We start from the raw sequence: 13,933 nt of genomic DNA on the forward strand, positions 1-13,933 counted from the left end.
CGATAGGGTGACACCCCTCCACCATTTGCTACGCAAACGGTCCCCCTCCCCTTGCAGGGGAGGATATTAAGACATGAGACTGTTGTCTGCATCCCCATCAATCCTGCATGACCCAGGTGTCCTTCACCCCGCCACCCTGGCTGGAGTTGACCACCAGCGACCCTTCGGTCAGCGCGACGCGGGTGAGGCCGCCGGGGACGAGCCGCAACTGCTTGCCGACCAGACAATAGGGGCGGAAGTCGGCGTGGCGGCCGACGACGCTGGCCGGGCCGAGCGTGGGCACGGTGGACAGGTCCAGCGTCGGCTGGGCGATGAACTTGCCGGGATCGGCACGGATGCGGGCGGCATAGGCCTCCACTTCGTCCTTCGACGATTTCGGCCCGATCAACATCCCATAGCCGCCCGATCCATGGACTTCCTTGGCCACCAGATCGTGCAGATTTTCCAGCACATAGGCACATTCGTCGGGTTTTCCGCATTGCCAGGTCTGGATATTGTCCAGGATCGGCGCCTCGCCCAGGTAGAAGCGGATCATTTCCGGCACATAGATATAGACCGCCTTGTCATCAGCGATCCCAGCCCCCGGTGCCGACGCCAGCGTCACACCGCCATTGCGATAGACGTTGAAGATGCCCGGCACGCCCAGCAGACTGTCGGGGCGGAACACAAGCGGATCGAGATATTCGTCGTCGATGCGGCGATAGATGACATCGACCACCTTGGGGCCAAGCGTGGTTTTCATCCACACCCGGCCTTCATCCACAAACAGGTCCGCCGGTTCGACCAGCTCGACGCCCATCAGGTCGGCCAGGAAACTATGCTCATAATAGGCACTGTTGAGCGAACCGGGGGTCAGCACGACGACGACCGGATCGCCCTTGCACGCAGGCGGCGCGACTTCCTTCAGGCTCTTCAAGAGTTCGGCGGGATAATCATCGACCGGAGCCACAATCCCCTGCGCGAACAGTTCAGGGAACATGCGCGTCATGATGTCACGATTTTCGAGCATATAGGACACGCCCGACGGGGTTCGGCAATTATCCTCCAGCACCTCGAAACTGCCCGGCCCGGTGCGGACGATGTCGATGCCGACGATGTGGCTATAGACTTTGCCGGGCGGTGAGAAATCAGCCATTTCGGCGAGATAGGCGCTGTTCTGATAGATGATGTCGGCGGGCATGATGCCGGCCTTCACGATTTCGCCGCGATGATAGACATCGTGCAGGAAGGCGTTGAGCGCGCGGGCGCGCTGGCGGATGCCCTTGTCCAGCACGCGCCATTCCTGCGCGGTGAAGATGCGGGGAAGCAGGTCGAAGGGGATCAGCCGTTCCGGATCGCCGCCCTCGCCATAGACGGCGAAGGTGATGCCGATGCGGCGGAAAATCGCCTCTGCCTCGTCCAGTCGACGGTTAAGCCCGGAAATGCCCGTTCGCTCCACCCATTTCTGCACTTCAGCGTAGCAGGGGCGTATCGAACCATCAGGCTCAAACATTTCATGGAAGGGCAAGTTGTCGATCCTCCCTCAGCCAATATGGCCGGTTGTGCGTTGCAACATTAGGACTTGGCGCAAAAGGGATTGCAACAGAAAAATCGCGCGGACCCCTGCTATTGCGCTATTCCTGGTCCCGAACGGCATGGGAATGATGATGCAGGGCAGAAAAACAGGGCTGATCGCGGCGGCATTGATGCTGGCATCCTGCGCATCGAGCGTGCGCGAGCAAATCTACAAGTCGGACGCGACACCGATCAGCGTGGCGCAATGGACAAAAACGCCGCCTCAGCCTTTGCCAGTGCGGACCGAGGATGGCCTCTCGCTGACCGGCTATTATTGGCCGGGCGATCCTGGCGACCCCGACGTCATCCTCTTCTTCCACGGGCGCGGATCGAACCAGGGGGTCGCCGCCCGCTATGCCGAACATCTGACCGGGCGCGGCGATCATGTCATCGTCGTGTCCTATCGCGGCTTTGGCGGCAATCCGGGCAGCCCGACACAGGCGGGGCTGGTGGCCGACGGTCGCGCCTTCGTGGCGCAGGCACGGCAAATCGTCGGAACGGACGCGCATGTCTTTCTGGTCGGCCATTCGCTGGGCGGCGCGGTAGCGCTGCATGTCGGAGCGACGGTGCCGGTGACGGGCGTGGTCACGCTTTCCACCTTCGACAAGCTGGAAGAATCGGCCCCCGGCGGCGTCGGGCTGCTGCTGCCCGACAAATGGAATAATCTGGATGCGGCGACAAAGATCCACGCTCCGCTGGTCATGATGCTGGGTACTGCCGACGACCGGGTCGAGCAGGACCAGGCCGACGCGCTGTTCGCTGCCGCCGGGACGCCCGCCACCCTGCTGACCGTACCGGGCGCCGGCCATAATCCCGACATGGCGCAGCTTGGCCCGCTGGTGAGCGAGGCCGTGGGTGCGATCGATTCGGGCGCGATAATGGCCTATCCGGTCGCGCTGCCCGCAGGCTGGAGCGTGCGCCGCAAATAAGTTGTGTGCCACCCGCATTACCCCCGTTGACCGACCCGCCCCCGCTGCGTATAGCGCCGCCTCACCGCAGGGCCACACACCCCGCGCGGCCCCATGGGGCGGAGTAGCTCAGCTGGTTAGAGCAGCGGAATCATAATCCGCGTGTCGGGGGTTCAAGTCCCTCCTCCGCTACCATTTTTCAGATACTTATCAGAACGCATGTCCGCTGCCTTGGGCCGCTGGCTATCGAGCGTCGCCGCGTCGATTGCGGACAGATCAACCTTATCGCGGGATGCGCCCGCGCAACCAGAGCCGGGCACACAAACGGGCAAATCGCGCTGCCCGCAGGGTCAACTGCGGTCATGCGATTTGCTATTTGCCACTGCCTGCCCTACATAGGCGTTGCTACAGTCGCAAATCGACGGTTTTCGGCGCTTTGCGGCACCTACTTCCTTCTTTCCCTGCCCCTTAGCAACCCGGTTCGTCCACACGGGACGCGCCGCCCAGAAAGAAGGAATAATTTATGAGCAGCATCACTGGCGTCGTCAAGTTCTTCAACGCCGACAAGGGCTATGGCTTCATTGCCCCCGACAATGGCGGTGCAGACGCATTCGTTCACATCAGCGCCGTCGAGCGCGCTGGCCTGGCCACCCTGCGTGAAAAGGACCGCGTGTCCTATGATCTGGAGCAGGACAAGCGCGGCAAGATGGCCGCTGTGAACATCGCCCACGCCGAATAATTCGGACGGCCCGGATCGGGCGCGGGGGTCATCCTTCGCGCCCGGCCCATTCTTCCCTTGATCCTGAGGAGAGCCTCATGGCCGTTACCGACTATCATAGCCTCGCCGCGCAAGCCCGGACCGACGCCGACGCCGCGACGCTGGCCAATGTCCGCGATCGCTGCCTCCGCGCCGAAGCCGCCTGGCTGGCCATGGCCCAGCGTCAGGACCTGACCGACACCGCCCGCGCCCGCCGCGAAAATGCCGCCGCCGACGCCCGCGCCGAGCGCCTGGCTGACGCCGCCGAGTAATTTCTCCGCTCTCTTTGTTGTCCGCTCCGCCGGAACCCATGGCGTCGCCGCCCGTTCATTGGCCGACATCTTAGACACCAACAAAGGAGCCACCCCATGATCCGCACTCTGATTTTCGGTGCCATCGCCGGTTATGTCGGCAAGAAATTATATGACGACGGCAAGCTGGACCAGTTCCGCGACGACCTCGTCGCCCGCTACAATCAGGCCAAGGCCGACCTGTCCGACCAGCGCGCCGCCGACTCCAGCCCCCCAACGCCCGTGACCCACAGCGCCACGCCGCTGGTGTCGTGATGCGCAAGCCCCTTCTCGCCATAGCTCTGGTTGCCGTGCTGCCACTGGGTGCCTGCGTCTCCGACGGTGGTGGCAATGACCGCTACGGCTATGACCGACCCAGCGACCGCCGTGGCCCACCACCCCGCTATCAACGCCGCCAGTTGCGCGACAATGACCAGATCTACCGCGACCGCGATGGCCGCTATTATTGCAAGCGCGACGACGGCACGACCGGCACCATAGTCGGCGCACTCGCTGGCGGGGTACTCGGCAACATCATCGCTCCGGGCGGCTCGAAAACGCTCGGCACCATCCTGGGTGGCGGCGCCGGTGCGTTGGCTGGCCGGGCCATCGACAAAAATGACGTCAACTGCGAATGACATGAAAGAGGGCGCAGCCATCGCTGGCCGCGCCCTTTCCTGCTGCGTCACGCTGGTTACAGCTTGCCGGTCAGTTCCGGCACAAGTTTGAACAGATCACCGACCAGACCGATATCGGCCACCTGGAAGATCGGCGCATCCTCATCCTTGTTGATCGCGATGATGGTCTTTGAGTCCTTCATCCCGGCCAGATGCTGGATCGCACCGGAAATGCCGACCGCGACATAGACTTCGGGCGCGACGATCTTGCCAGTCTGCCCGACCTGATAGTCGTTGGGGACATAGCCCGCATCGACCGCGGCGCGCGACGCACCAACCGCCGCACCCAGCTTGTCGGCCAGCGGGAAGATCACTTCCTCAAACGTCGGCCCGTCTTTCAACGCCCGGCCACCCGACACGATGATCTTGGCACTAGTCAGTTCAGGCCGCTCCAGCTTGGCGATCTCGGCGCCGACGAAGCTCGACAGACCCTTATCGCCGGTCGAAGCCACGGCTTCCACCACGCCCGACCCGCCTTCGCGTTCCGCCTTTTCAAAGGCCGTCCCGCGCACGGTGATGACCTTCTTGACGTCCTTGCTCTTGACCGTCGCGATCGCATTGCCCGCATAGATGGGCCGCGTGAACGTATCCTCGCTCTCGACCGACAATATGTCGCTGATCTGCATCACGTCGAGCAGAGCCGCAACGCGCGGCGCGATATTCTTGCCGTTGCTGGTGGCGGGCGCGACGAAGGCGTCATGATGCCCCATCAGTTCGACGATCAGCGGCGCGACATTCTCGGCCAGCGCGTGACCAAAGGCCGCGTCGTCGGCGACATGGACCTTGCCCACGCCTGCGATCTTCGCCGCCGCATCGGCAACGGCGCTGACGCCCTCACCCACCACCAACAGATGCACTTCACCCAGCTTCGCAGCGGCGGTGACGGCGGAAAGAGTGGCGTCCTTGACGGCGCCGCCGTCATGTTCAACCCAGACGAGCGTTTTCATGCGGCAACTCCCATGGCCTTGAGCTTGGCAACCAGTTCATCGACATCGGCGACCTTGACGCCGGCGGTGCGCTTGGGCGGTTCGACGACCTTGAGCGTTTCCAGCCGGGCGCTGATGTCCACGCCATAATCGGCAGGCGTTTTCTGCGCCAATGGCTTGGACTTCGCCTTCATGATGTTGGGCAGCGACGCATAGCGCGGCTCGTTCAGGCGCAGGTCGGTGGTGATGATTGCGGGGGTGGACAGCTTGACCGTTTCCAGCCCGCCATCGACTTCGCGCGTCACCGACACGCTGTCGCCCTCGACCTCGACCTTGCTGGCAAACGTGCCCTGCGGCAGGTTCAGCAGCGCCGCCAGCATCTGGCCGGTCTGGTTGCTGTCATCGTCGATCGCCTGCTTGCCCAGGATGATCAGGCCTGCGCCTTCCTCTTCCTGCACCTTGGCGAGCAGCTTGGCCACGCCCAGCGGCTCAACCTCTTCATCGGTCTGGATCAGGATCGCGCGGTCGGCACCCATGGCGAGCGACGTGCGCAACGTTTCCTGCGCCTTGGCCACGCCGATCGACACCGCGATCACCTCGGTCGCCACGCCCTTTTCCTTCAGGCGGATGGCTTCCTCGATCGCGATCTCGTCAAACGGGTTCATGCTCATCTTGACGTTCGCCAGATCGACGCCCGTTCCATCGGCCTTCACCCGCGGTTTCACATTATAGTCAATGACCCGCTTGACGGGCACAAGGATCTTCATTTCCAACATCCTCCATTATAAACGCCAACACGGGCGCGGGCAGTCCGTAACCGGACCACCCGCACCCAAATGGTGTCAGTTCAGGTGAAAAGCGGCCTCAGGCTGCCTTCCTCACTTCCGCCACGATCTTGCGCGCCGCGTCACCCAGATCGTCCGCAGGGACGATGGCCAGGCCCGAAGCCGCGAGAATATCCTTGCCCTGCTGGACATTGGTGCCTTCCAGGCGAACCACCAGCGGAACCGACAGGTTCACTTCCTTGGCCGCCGCAACGATACCATCGGCGATGATGTCGCACTTCATGATGCCGCCGAAGATGTTGACCAGGATGCCCTTGACCGCCGGGTCCTGCAAAATGATCTTAAACGCCGCCGTCACCTTCTCGGTCGTGGCGCCGCCGCCGACGTCCAGGAAATTGGCGGGGAATTCGCCGTTCAGCTTGATGATGTCCATCGTCGCCATGGCCAGGCCCGCGCCGTTGACCATGCAGCCGATATTGCCGTCCAGCTTGATGTAGGCGAGGTCATATTTGGAGGCTTCGACTTCGGCCGCATCTTCCTCGGTCAGGTCGCGCAGCTGCGCGATATCCTTGTGGCGGAACATGGCGTTGCCGTCGAAGCCGACCTTGGCGTCCAGCACCAGCAGATTGCCCTGCTTGGTCAGCGCCAGCGGATTGACTTCGATCTGCTCCGCGTCGGTGTCGAGGAAGGCCGCATAAAGCGACGAGGCAACCTTGGACGCCTGCTTGGCGAGATCGCCGGTCAGGCCCAGCGCAGCGGCGATCGAACGGCCATGGTGCGGCATGAAGCCGGTCGCCGGATCGACCGAGAAGCTGTGGATCTTTTCAGGCGTCGAATGGGCGACTTCCTCAATGTCCATGCCGCCTTCGGTCGACACGACGAATGCGACTTTGCTGCTGCCACGATCGACCAGCAGAGCAAGGTAGAATTCCTTGTCGATGTCGGCGCCGTCGGTGATGTAGAGGCGGTTGACCTGCTTGCCGGCGTCGCCGGTCTGGATCGTCACCAGCGTGTTGCCCAGCATGTCGGTCGAATGGGCCTTCACCTCGTCCAGGTTGAAGGCGAGGCGCACGCCGCCCTTGGCGTCAGCGGGCAGTTCCTTGAACTTCCCCTTGCCACGGCCACCGGCGTGGATCTGCGACTTTACGACATAAAGCGGTCCGGGCAGCTTCTTGGCGGCCTCGACAGCTTCCTCGACCGAGAAGGCGGCATAGCCTGCGGCGATCGGCGCGCCATATTTCGCGAGCAGTTCTTTCGCCTGATATTCATGAATATTCATGGAGCGTGCCGTCCTTTTCCGTCGAACCGTGATGGCGACGGCTAAAGCACAGACGGGATTGCAGGGCCAGAGTGATTTCGCAAAACGACTTTGCAAAATTGCAAAACCTTTGCGGAGTGCTGGTCCGGATTATTGCAAAATAGGGCTTAAAATGCGCAGCCGATCGCCGCCTTGCTGGTGACCAGGAAAATCTCCGGATCCTCCAGCGCGCGCACCTTGTAGAGGAAGCGATCGACGCTCATCTGCTCGATGTGAGACTTGCGGAGCGATGCCAGCGACTGGAGCCGCCGCAATTGCATCAGGCTGAGCCGATCAACCATACGCTCCGCCATACAGCCCGCCATCCGGGGCGACAGTCCGGCTTCCAGCAACCCGGTGCGCAGACGCGATTCGGGGGAGACGGTGGCGCAGGAGGCCAGCAGGGATGCGCCAAGGGCGCAGGCAAGGACACGGAAAGCGATGGCTGTCATAAACGCTTCATGGCAACAAGCGCCTGAACGCAGCATAAATGCGCCGCATCGCGGTGCGCGGAGGATGGCAGCATCATGGACAGATTTTTTACGGCCCTGTCGCACCGGGTTGCCAGCTGGGCCGGGCAGCCGCTGGCCTTCATTCTGGCAAGTACGATCGTGCTGGTCTGGGTGACGACCGGTCCCATCTTCCACTATTCCGACACATGGCAGCTGGTCATCAACACCGGCACCACCATCGTTACCTTCCTGATGGTGTTTCTGATCCAGAATGCGCAAAATCGAGATGGATCAGCGATTCAGGCGAAGCTGGACGAATTGATCCGCGCCGTGGACAATGCGCGCAACGACTTTATCGGCATTGAACATCTGACCGAAGATGAATTGCAACGGATCAAGGCCGTGCTGGAAAAGGAGTGTGGCGATGACGCCGCCCATCATCAGGCGATCGAGCGCCTGCTCCAGCGACGCTGACGCCCGCACCCTTTAATGGGCGCGGACGATCAGTTTTACATTGGCCTGCCGGTAGGCGTCTATCTGCTCGATATAGCGCTGCGCCATATGCTCATAAGCGCTGCGCCCCTCTTGCGAAGGACTCGCCTGCGCGCGGATCAGTGACATCTGCTGGCGATGCAGCAGATAATTGACATCCGTCTCCATACTCATCTTCGCCCTCTCCTGGTGTTTTTCCTCGAAGATTGGTCGATTATTGGCCATCTTGCGCAGGACACGCAAAAGCAGCGGGCAGAGTATAGCATAAGAATATCGCCTTGGCGAACCGGCCTAGCGCGTCGTCGGCGCGATCCAGCGCAACAGGACATAGCCGGCCAGTGCCGACGCCAATGACCCCATCAAAATACCGCCCTTGGCCTCTTCGACCAGCAGCGCCGATCCGGGGAAGGCGAGCGCGCCGATGAACAGGCTCATGGTAAAGCCGATGCCGCACAGCATCGCCATGCCATAGACCTGGGTCCAGTTCGCAGCCGTCGGCCGCTCCGCGATCCCCAAGCGCGTGGCGATCCAGACACTTCCGAATATGCCGATCTGCTTGCCCAAAAACAGGCCGAGAGCGACGCCAAGTGGCAGCGGAGCCAGCAATGCCCCAAAAACCTGTGCATTCAGCGTCAACCCGGCATTGGCAAAACCGAACAACGGCACGATCAGATAGGCGCTCCAGGGATGCACTCCATGTTCCAGCCGGTGCAGCGGACTGTCGACCGCATCGGGAGCGCCAGGGGTGCAGCGGATGGGGATCGTCATCGCGGCCAGCACGCCCGCGACCGTCGCATGGACGCCCGACAACAGCATCAGATACCAGAGCAGCGCAAAACCGATGAGATAGGGGATCAGCGCCTTCACCCCCGCCCGGTTCATGCCCAGCATCACTGCCAGCACAGCCGCCGCCCCGGCAAGCGCCGCCAGATCCAGTCCTTGTGTATAGACCAGTGCAATGATCGCCACCGCACCCATATCATCGACGATCGCCACCGCCGTCAGGAACAGTTTGAGCGAGGCGGGTGCCCGATCGCCCAACAGCGCCAGCACGCCAATGGCAAAGGCAATGTCGGTCGCAGCCGGTATAGCCCAGCCATCGGCCAGTTCCGCCTGCCCGCCGGTTACCGTCAGATAGACCAGCGCCGGCACCACCATGCCCGCAATGGCCGCGATTATCGGCAGCCGTCGCCGCTCCCAGGTCGACAGTCCGCCGTCCAGAAACTCCCGCTTGATCTCCAGCCCGACCAGCAGGAAGAAAATCGCCATCAGCCCGTCATTGATCCACAGATGTACCGTCATCGGTCCCAGCTTCGGGGTCAGGACAGGACCAAGCTCCGCATGGATCAGGTCATGGTAGAAATGCCCCGCAGCCGGCAAATTGGCGAGCAGCATGGCCAGCGACGCCGCGATCATCAGCAACACCGCGCTGCCCGCCTGGCCAGCCAGAAATTCGCGCAACACCGATGGGCCGGGCTTCATCATCTTTCGGTTCGTCCTATTTTGTCGCGGCTCGTTTGCACAAATTGCGCAAAAGACTTGGAAGCCACTGAATCCAATGCCATCCTTTCCCCTGTCGAGGCAGGGGGGTCAAGGCTTTGGGGGACATGCTGGTCGCAGGCCTTGCGATGCTTCATCATGAAATCCTGCTGTTCGCCGTGGTGGGCCTTGCCATTGGCGGGATCGACGATCTTCTGGTCGACCTGCTGTTTCTGGCGCGCAAGGCGTGGCGCGACCTGTTCATCTATGTCCGCCATGCCCGGATGACCAGCGCGACCCTGCCGCCATCGCCGACGCCCGGCCGGATCGCCATCTTCGTCCCCGCCTGGCGAGAGGCAGAGGTGATCGGGCCGATGCTGCGCCATGCGCTCGGCCGCTGGGGCACGACCGATTATCGCATCTTCGTTGGCGCCTATCCCAATGATGGCGCGACTATCGACGCCATCGCCACCGTCGCGCAGGGCCAACCCCGCATCCTGCTGGGCATCAATCCGCATCCCGGCCCCACGACCAAGGCCGATTGCCTCAATGTCCTGTGGCGTGCCATGCTGGACGATGAACTACGCGGCGGGTTTCGTTACAAGGCGATTGTTTTGCATGACGCCGAAGATGTCGTCCATGCCGACGAAATCCGCCTGTTCGACGTGCTGATCGACCGGTTCCAGCTGGTGCAATTGCCCGTTCTGCCGCTTCCCGGTCGCGGCACCTGGCTCGCCCGCGCCATCGCCAATCACTATTGCGACGAGTTTGCGGAAAGCCACGGCAAATATCTGACCGTGCGCGAAGCCCTGGGTGCATCGGTCCCGTCCGCAGGCGTCGCCTGCGCGTTCGAGCGGGATACGCTGGCCGAGCTGGCCGACGATCCGGCCCATGGTCCGTTCGACCCGTCATCACTGACGGAGGATTATGAGGCGGGACTGCGGATTCGCGACAATGGCGGGCGCGGCATATTCGTGCGGATGCGCGACGCCGACGGTGAACTGGTCGCGACCCGCGAATATTTCCCCGATACGATCGACAGTGCGGTCAAGCAGAAGGCCCGCTGGATCGTGGGCATTTCGCTGGCCGGATGGGACAGGATGGGCTGGCGCGGCGGACCGGCCGAATGGTGGATGCGGCTGCGCGACCGGCGCGCCGCCCTGTCCGCCTTCGTCCTGTTCGCGGCCTATGTGACTGTGGCTCTATGGGGGATGCTCTGGCTGATCAGCCTCATCCTGCCGATTCCGTCCCGCCCGCTTTCACCCACGATCATAGCGTTGCTGTGGGTCAATATGGGCCTGATGAGCTGGCGCGGCCTGATGCGTGCGCTGTTCGTCGGGCAGGCCTATGGCTGGCGCTACGGGCTGGGCGCAGTGCCACGCACCTTGATCGCCAACTATATCGCCATCCTCGCGGCCCGCCGTGCCATTTTCCAATATGTCCGCTCCTTGCTTGGCCAGCCGTTAAAATGGGACAAGACGCAGCATCGCTTTCCCGACATGCGGTCCGATCCATGATCGCATCCGCCAGTGGCCGCCCGCTCCGTTTTTTTGGCCTGGTGATGGTCGGCTGGGTAGCGATGCGCCTGTGGAGCCAGCCGGGACCGCCGCTGCCACTGGCACCGCCCCAAAAATTTGCAGCCGTTGCAACCGAGCGCCTGCCCATGCCATCGCCGACGGTGCGGGGGGACGCCCCGGACAAAGCCATCGCTTCGCCACGCCGCCAGTGGGCCACCCATATGGCGTCCCTCGTGCCGTCCATCGGCCCGGCCCTGTCGACCGCCCGTCCCACCCAAGCCCTCGACGCAATGCCGGTCGACCTGCTGGATTTCATCGCCTTCTCCATGGCGTTTGCCAATCGCCATTATGCCAGCGACCCGGACTATGATCGCGCGGGCCTATCCCCCTCCCCCGTGCCGCTCCTTCTGGCCGCGCCGACACGACCGGATCGCTGGCATGGCAGCGCATGGATGTTGTGGCGGGACAACGGCGCCGCCCCGACCGATGCGGTCATCAGCCGACTGGGCGCGTCGCAGGCCGGGCTACGCATCGACTATGATCTGATCGCGACCGCCAAAAGCCGCAGCGTCGCTTACGTTCGCGCCACCAGCGCGCTCCAGCGCCCCGCCGCACCAGAAGCCGCCATTGGGCTGGCGATCCAGCCCGTCCGCACCATCCCCGTCAGTCTGGCTATCGAACGCCGCATCGCACTGGGCCAGGGCGCGCGCAACGCGACGACGCTAATGGCGGTCGGCGGTTTTGGCCCCATACCGGTCGGAAACGGATTGGAGGCGGAGGCCTATGCGCAGGCCGGCATGGTCGGCTTCAACCGGCGCGACGCTTTCATCGACGGAAAACTCTCGCTGCTCTCGCCGGTCAACACGACAAAATTGCGCATCGGCGTGGCCCTGTCCGGCGGCGCGCAGCCCGATGTCGAGCGGCTCGACATCGGCCCGGAAATGCAAATCCGCTTGCCATTGCCCAACGTCCCGGCGCGCATCGCGGTCGAATGGCGGGCACGCATCGCCGGTCGCGCGGCCCCCGCCTCCGGCCTGGCCATCACCCTTGCGGCGGATTTTTGACGCCAGGTGCATCGCGCCGCTTTCACTTGACACGTTTTGCCACTACCCCCGGACAGGCCATGGATCTTTACCTGCCCATCGCCAATCTCTCGGTGAACGCGCTAGTCATTATCGGCCTGGGCGGGATTGTCGGCCTGCTGTCGGGCATGTTCGGCGTGGGCGGCGGCTTTCTGACGACCCCGTTGCTGATCTTTTACGGCATCCCCCCGACCGTCGCCGCCGCATCCGCCGCATCGCAGGTGACCGGGGCCAGCGTGTCGGGCGTATTCACCCACATATCGCGCGGCACGGTCGATTTCCGCATGGGCGGCGTCCTGATCGCAGGCGGCGTGGTGGGCGCGGGACTGGGTGTGCTGATCTTCCGCCTGCTGCAATATCTGGGGCAGATCGATACGGTCATCGGCATCCTCTATGTGCTGATGCTGGGTGGCATCGGCCTGCTGATGGCCAAGGAATCGATCCAGGCACTGGTCGCGCTCAAGACCGGCAAGCGCGTTCAGGCCCGCAAGCGGCGGCACCATCCTCTCGTCGCCGCTCTGCCGATGCGCTGGCGCTTCTATCGCTCCGGCCTCTATATCTCGCCGCTCGCGCCGCTGCTGCTGGGCATGGCGACCGGCATTATGACGATGTTGCTGGGCGTGGGCGGCGGCTTCATCCTGGTGCCCGCCATGCTCTATCTGCTGGGCATGACCACCCAGTCGGTGGTCGGCACATCACTATTCCAGATCCTGTTCGTCACCATGGCGACGACGATGATGCACGCCATGACCACCAAGGCGGTCGATCTGGTCCTGGCGATGCTGCTGCTGATCGGCAGCGTCACCGGCGCGCAGGTCGGCACCCGGTTGTCGATGACGATCCGGCCCGAATATCTGCGCGTTCTGCTGGCTTTGATCGTCCTGCTGGTCGCCGCGCGCATGGCGCTGGGGCTGGGCTGGCGGCCCGATGAAATCTTCACGATCGAGCTGAGCTGATGCAGCGGCGGGATCTTTGGCGGCTGGCCCCCGCGCTGCTACTGGTGGCAGCCAACGCACCGCAACTGGTGCCGGACGTGTCGCAGCGCGACATCGAAATCCAGTATAGCTTCACCGGTGCGGACCTGTTGCTATTTGGCGCGATCGTCTATCCCGATGGCACCCGCCCGGAAAAGCCCGCCGACATTGTCGTCGTGCTCAAAGGACCGGAACAGTCTATCACCATGCGCGAAAAGCAGAAGGTCGCGGGCATCTGGGTCAATGCGGATCGCGCCAGCTTCCGCTCCGCGCCCAGCTTCTACGCCATGGCCTCATCCCGCCCGATCGACCGCATCGTCGATCAGCGCACCGCCGCCATTTACGAACTGGGCGTCGACAAGCTGCAATTGTCGCCCTCCTCACTCAACGAAAGCGCGGAATTGAGCCGGTTTCAGCAGGGTCTGGTCGACCTGCGCGAACGATCCGGCCTGTTCGTCGAACGCCCCGGCACTGTCGAAATCAGCGACGGCGTGCTGTACCGCGCGCGCCTGCCACTTTCGGCGCGCGTCATCGTGGGCGATTATACCGCCGAGACCTTTCTGGTGCAGGACGGTCGCGTGGTCGCCGCCGCCGTCCGCGACATCACCGTGCGCAAATCGGGTTTTGAACAATTTATGGCAGCAGCGGCGGAGCAATGGTCCTTCCTCTATGGCCTGGCCGCCATTGCGCTGGCGGTCGGGATGGGATGGGCTGCGGGCGCGATTGCCCGGCGCATATGACGG

At 63.1% G+C, this 13,933-nt stretch carries 17 protein-coding genes and 1 tRNA gene; 11 read left to right on the forward strand and 7 right to left on the reverse strand.

Annotation, left to right across the window (positions count from 1 at the left end):
- Positions 1-97: 97 nt before the first annotated feature.
- A complete protein-coding gene (locus EBBID32_RS00010) occupies positions 98-1,507 on the reverse strand; it encodes a circularly permuted type 2 ATP-grasp protein (RefSeq protein WP_006948567.1) in 1,410 nt (469 codons plus the stop codon).
- Between the two features lie 139 nt (positions 1,508-1,646).
- Between EBBID32_RS00010 and EBBID32_RS00015 the strand changes: the two genes are divergently transcribed.
- From EBBID32_RS00015 to EBBID32_RS00040, 6 genes are all read left to right on the forward strand, one after another.
- A complete protein-coding gene (locus tag EBBID32_RS00015) occupies positions 1,647-2,483 on the forward strand; it encodes an alpha/beta hydrolase (protein WP_231382060.1) in 837 nt (278 codons plus the stop codon).
- Positions 2,484-2,580: 97 nt separating this feature from the next.
- Positions 2,581-2,657, forward strand: a tRNA-Met gene (locus tag EBBID32_RS00020).
- 328 nt (positions 2,658-2,985) lie between these two features.
- Positions 2,986-3,201 carry a cold-shock protein gene (locus tag EBBID32_RS00025; RefSeq protein WP_006948571.1) on the forward strand — a complete coding sequence of 72 codons (216 nt, stop codon included), beginning with the start codon at positions 2,986-2,988 and terminating at the stop codon, positions 3,199-3,201.
- A gap of 77 nt (positions 3,202-3,278) precedes the next feature.
- Positions 3,279-3,491: a hypothetical protein gene (locus EBBID32_RS00030; RefSeq protein ID WP_006948573.1), complete on the forward strand. Its 213-nt coding sequence runs from the start codon at positions 3,279-3,281 to the stop codon at positions 3,489-3,491.
- Between the two features lie 96 nt (positions 3,492-3,587).
- Complete coding sequence (locus EBBID32_RS00035; RefSeq protein ID WP_006948576.1) at positions 3,588-3,785, forward strand: hypothetical protein; 198 nt, start codon at positions 3,588-3,590, stop codon at positions 3,783-3,785.
- On the forward strand, positions 3,785-4,147 hold the full coding sequence (locus EBBID32_RS00040) for a glycine zipper 2TM domain-containing protein (protein ID WP_006948578.1): 363 nt from the start codon (positions 3,785-3,787) through the stop codon (positions 4,145-4,147). The genes EBBID32_RS00035 and EBBID32_RS00040 overlap by 1 nt, the downstream gene beginning before the upstream one ends.
- Positions 4,148-4,203: 56 nt before the next feature.
- On the opposite strand, the gene EBBID32_RS00045 is transcribed toward EBBID32_RS00040, so the two are convergent.
- The 4 genes from EBBID32_RS00045 to EBBID32_RS00060 form a co-directional block, all read right to left on the reverse strand.
- Positions 4,204-5,133, reverse strand: coding sequence for an electron transfer flavoprotein subunit alpha/FixB family protein (locus EBBID32_RS00045; protein WP_006948580.1), 930 nt, complete (start codon positions 5,131-5,133; stop codon positions 4,204-4,206).
- Complete coding sequence (locus tag EBBID32_RS00050; protein WP_006948583.1) at positions 5,130-5,879, reverse strand: electron transfer flavoprotein subunit beta/FixA family protein; 750 nt, start codon at positions 5,877-5,879, stop codon at positions 5,130-5,132. Before EBBID32_RS00050 ends, EBBID32_RS00045 begins: the two co-directional genes overlap by 4 nt.
- Before the next feature lie 97 nt (positions 5,880-5,976).
- Positions 5,977-7,176, reverse strand: coding sequence for an ADP-forming succinate--CoA ligase subunit beta (sucC, locus tag EBBID32_RS00055; protein ID WP_006948585.1), 1,200 nt, complete (start codon positions 7,174-7,176; stop codon positions 5,977-5,979).
- Positions 7,177-7,322: 146 nt separating this feature from the next.
- On the reverse strand, positions 7,323-7,646 hold the full coding sequence (locus tag EBBID32_RS00060) for a hypothetical protein (RefSeq protein ID WP_006948587.1): 324 nt from the start codon (positions 7,644-7,646) through the stop codon (positions 7,323-7,325).
- A gap of 75 nt (positions 7,647-7,721) precedes the next feature.
- Here EBBID32_RS00060 and EBBID32_RS00065 point away from each other — a divergent pair, with 75 nt between their 5' ends.
- Positions 7,722-8,120 carry a low affinity iron permease family protein gene (locus EBBID32_RS00065; protein ID WP_006948589.1) on the forward strand — a complete coding sequence of 133 codons (399 nt, stop codon included), beginning with the start codon at positions 7,722-7,724 and terminating at the stop codon, positions 8,118-8,120.
- Positions 8,121-8,132: 12 nt separating this feature from the next.
- Here EBBID32_RS00065 and EBBID32_RS23900 read toward each other — a convergent pair whose 3' ends face one another.
- Together EBBID32_RS23900 and nhaA are read right to left on the reverse strand one after the other, a co-directional pair.
- Positions 8,133-8,312 carry a hypothetical protein gene (locus EBBID32_RS23900; RefSeq protein ID WP_006948597.1) on the reverse strand — a complete coding sequence of 60 codons (180 nt, stop codon included), beginning with the start codon at positions 8,310-8,312 and terminating at the stop codon, positions 8,133-8,135.
- Between the two features lie 117 nt (positions 8,313-8,429).
- A complete protein-coding gene (nhaA, locus tag EBBID32_RS00070; protein WP_006948599.1) occupies positions 8,430-9,623 on the reverse strand; it encodes a Na+/H+ antiporter NhaA in 1,194 nt (397 codons plus the stop codon).
- Positions 9,624-9,745: 122 nt separating this feature from the next.
- Here nhaA and EBBID32_RS00075 point away from each other — a divergent pair, with 122 nt between their 5' ends.
- The 4 genes from EBBID32_RS00075 to EBBID32_RS00090 are packed head-to-tail and all read left to right on the forward strand — an operon-like array spanning position 9,746 to position 13,930.
- A complete protein-coding gene (locus EBBID32_RS00075) occupies positions 9,746-11,134 on the forward strand; it encodes a glycosyl transferase family protein (RefSeq protein ID WP_006948600.1) in 1,389 nt (462 codons plus the stop codon).
- Positions 11,131-12,198 (forward strand): hypothetical protein, encoded by a 1,068-nt coding sequence (locus tag EBBID32_RS00080; protein ID WP_006948601.1) that lies wholly within the window; start codon positions 11,131-11,133, stop codon positions 12,196-12,198. The genes EBBID32_RS00075 and EBBID32_RS00080 overlap by 4 nt, the downstream gene beginning before the upstream one ends.
- Positions 12,199-12,257: 59 nt before the next feature.
- Complete coding sequence (locus EBBID32_RS00085; RefSeq protein WP_006948602.1) at positions 12,258-13,172, forward strand: sulfite exporter TauE/SafE family protein; 915 nt, start codon at positions 12,258-12,260, stop codon at positions 13,170-13,172.
- Positions 13,172-13,930, forward strand: coding sequence for a TIGR02186 family protein (locus EBBID32_RS00090; protein WP_006948603.1), 759 nt, complete (start codon positions 13,172-13,174; stop codon positions 13,928-13,930). Before EBBID32_RS00085 ends, EBBID32_RS00090 begins: the two co-directional genes overlap by 1 nt.
- Positions 13,931-13,933: the final 3 nt, after the last annotated feature.

Source organism: Sphingobium indicum BiD32 (assembly GCF_000382885.1).
In the GTDB taxonomy this organism is placed as follows: Bacteria; Pseudomonadota; Alphaproteobacteria; order Sphingomonadales; family Sphingomonadaceae; genus Sphingobium; species Sphingobium japonicum_C.

Excerpts from the sequence above, each read along its gene's own strand:
- EBBID32_RS00015 (WP_231382060.1), top strand. The coding sequence starts at position 1,647 with ATGCAGGGCAGAAAAACAGGGCTGATCGCGGCGGCATTGATGCTGGCA.
- EBBID32_RS00025 (WP_006948571.1), top strand. The coding sequence starts at position 2,986 with ATGAGCAGCATCACTGGCGTCGTCAAGTTCTTCAACGCCGACAAGGGC.
- EBBID32_RS00030 (WP_006948573.1), top strand. The coding sequence starts at position 3,279 with ATGGCCGTTACCGACTATCATAGCCTCGCCGCGCAAGCCCGGACCGAC.
- EBBID32_RS00035 (WP_006948576.1), top strand. The coding sequence starts at position 3,588 with ATGATCCGCACTCTGATTTTCGGTGCCATCGCCGGTTATGTCGGCAAG.
- EBBID32_RS00040 (WP_006948578.1), top strand. The coding sequence starts at position 3,785 with ATGCGCAAGCCCCTTCTCGCCATAGCTCTGGTTGCCGTGCTGCCACTG.
- EBBID32_RS00045 (WP_006948580.1), bottom strand. The coding sequence starts at position 5,133 with ATGAAAACGCTCGTCTGGGTTGAACATGACGGCGGCGCCGTCAAGGAC.
- EBBID32_RS00050 (WP_006948583.1), bottom strand. The coding sequence starts at position 5,879 with ATGAAGATCCTTGTGCCCGTCAAGCGGGTCATTGACTATAATGTGAAA.
- sucC (WP_006948585.1), bottom strand. The coding sequence starts at position 7,176 with ATGAATATTCATGAATATCAGGCGAAAGAACTGCTCGCGAAATATGGC.
- EBBID32_RS00060 (WP_006948587.1), bottom strand. The coding sequence starts at position 7,646 with ATGACAGCCATCGCTTTCCGTGTCCTTGCCTGCGCCCTTGGCGCATCC.
- EBBID32_RS00065 (WP_006948589.1), top strand. The coding sequence starts at position 7,722 with ATGGACAGATTTTTTACGGCCCTGTCGCACCGGGTTGCCAGCTGGGCC.
- EBBID32_RS23900 (WP_006948597.1), bottom strand. The coding sequence starts at position 8,312 with ATGAGTATGGAGACGGATGTCAATTATCTGCTGCATCGCCAGCAGATG.
- nhaA (WP_006948599.1), bottom strand. The coding sequence starts at position 9,623 with ATGATGAAGCCCGGCCCATCGGTGTTGCGCGAATTTCTGGCTGGCCAG.
- EBBID32_RS00075 (WP_006948600.1), top strand. The coding sequence starts at position 9,746 with ATGCTGGTCGCAGGCCTTGCGATGCTTCATCATGAAATCCTGCTGTTC.
- EBBID32_RS00080 (WP_006948601.1), top strand. The coding sequence starts at position 11,131 with ATGATCGCATCCGCCAGTGGCCGCCCGCTCCGTTTTTTTGGCCTGGTG.
- EBBID32_RS00085 (WP_006948602.1), top strand. The coding sequence starts at position 12,258 with ATGGATCTTTACCTGCCCATCGCCAATCTCTCGGTGAACGCGCTAGTC.
- EBBID32_RS00090 (WP_006948603.1), top strand. The coding sequence starts at position 13,172 with ATGCAGCGGCGGGATCTTTGGCGGCTGGCCCCCGCGCTGCTACTGGTG.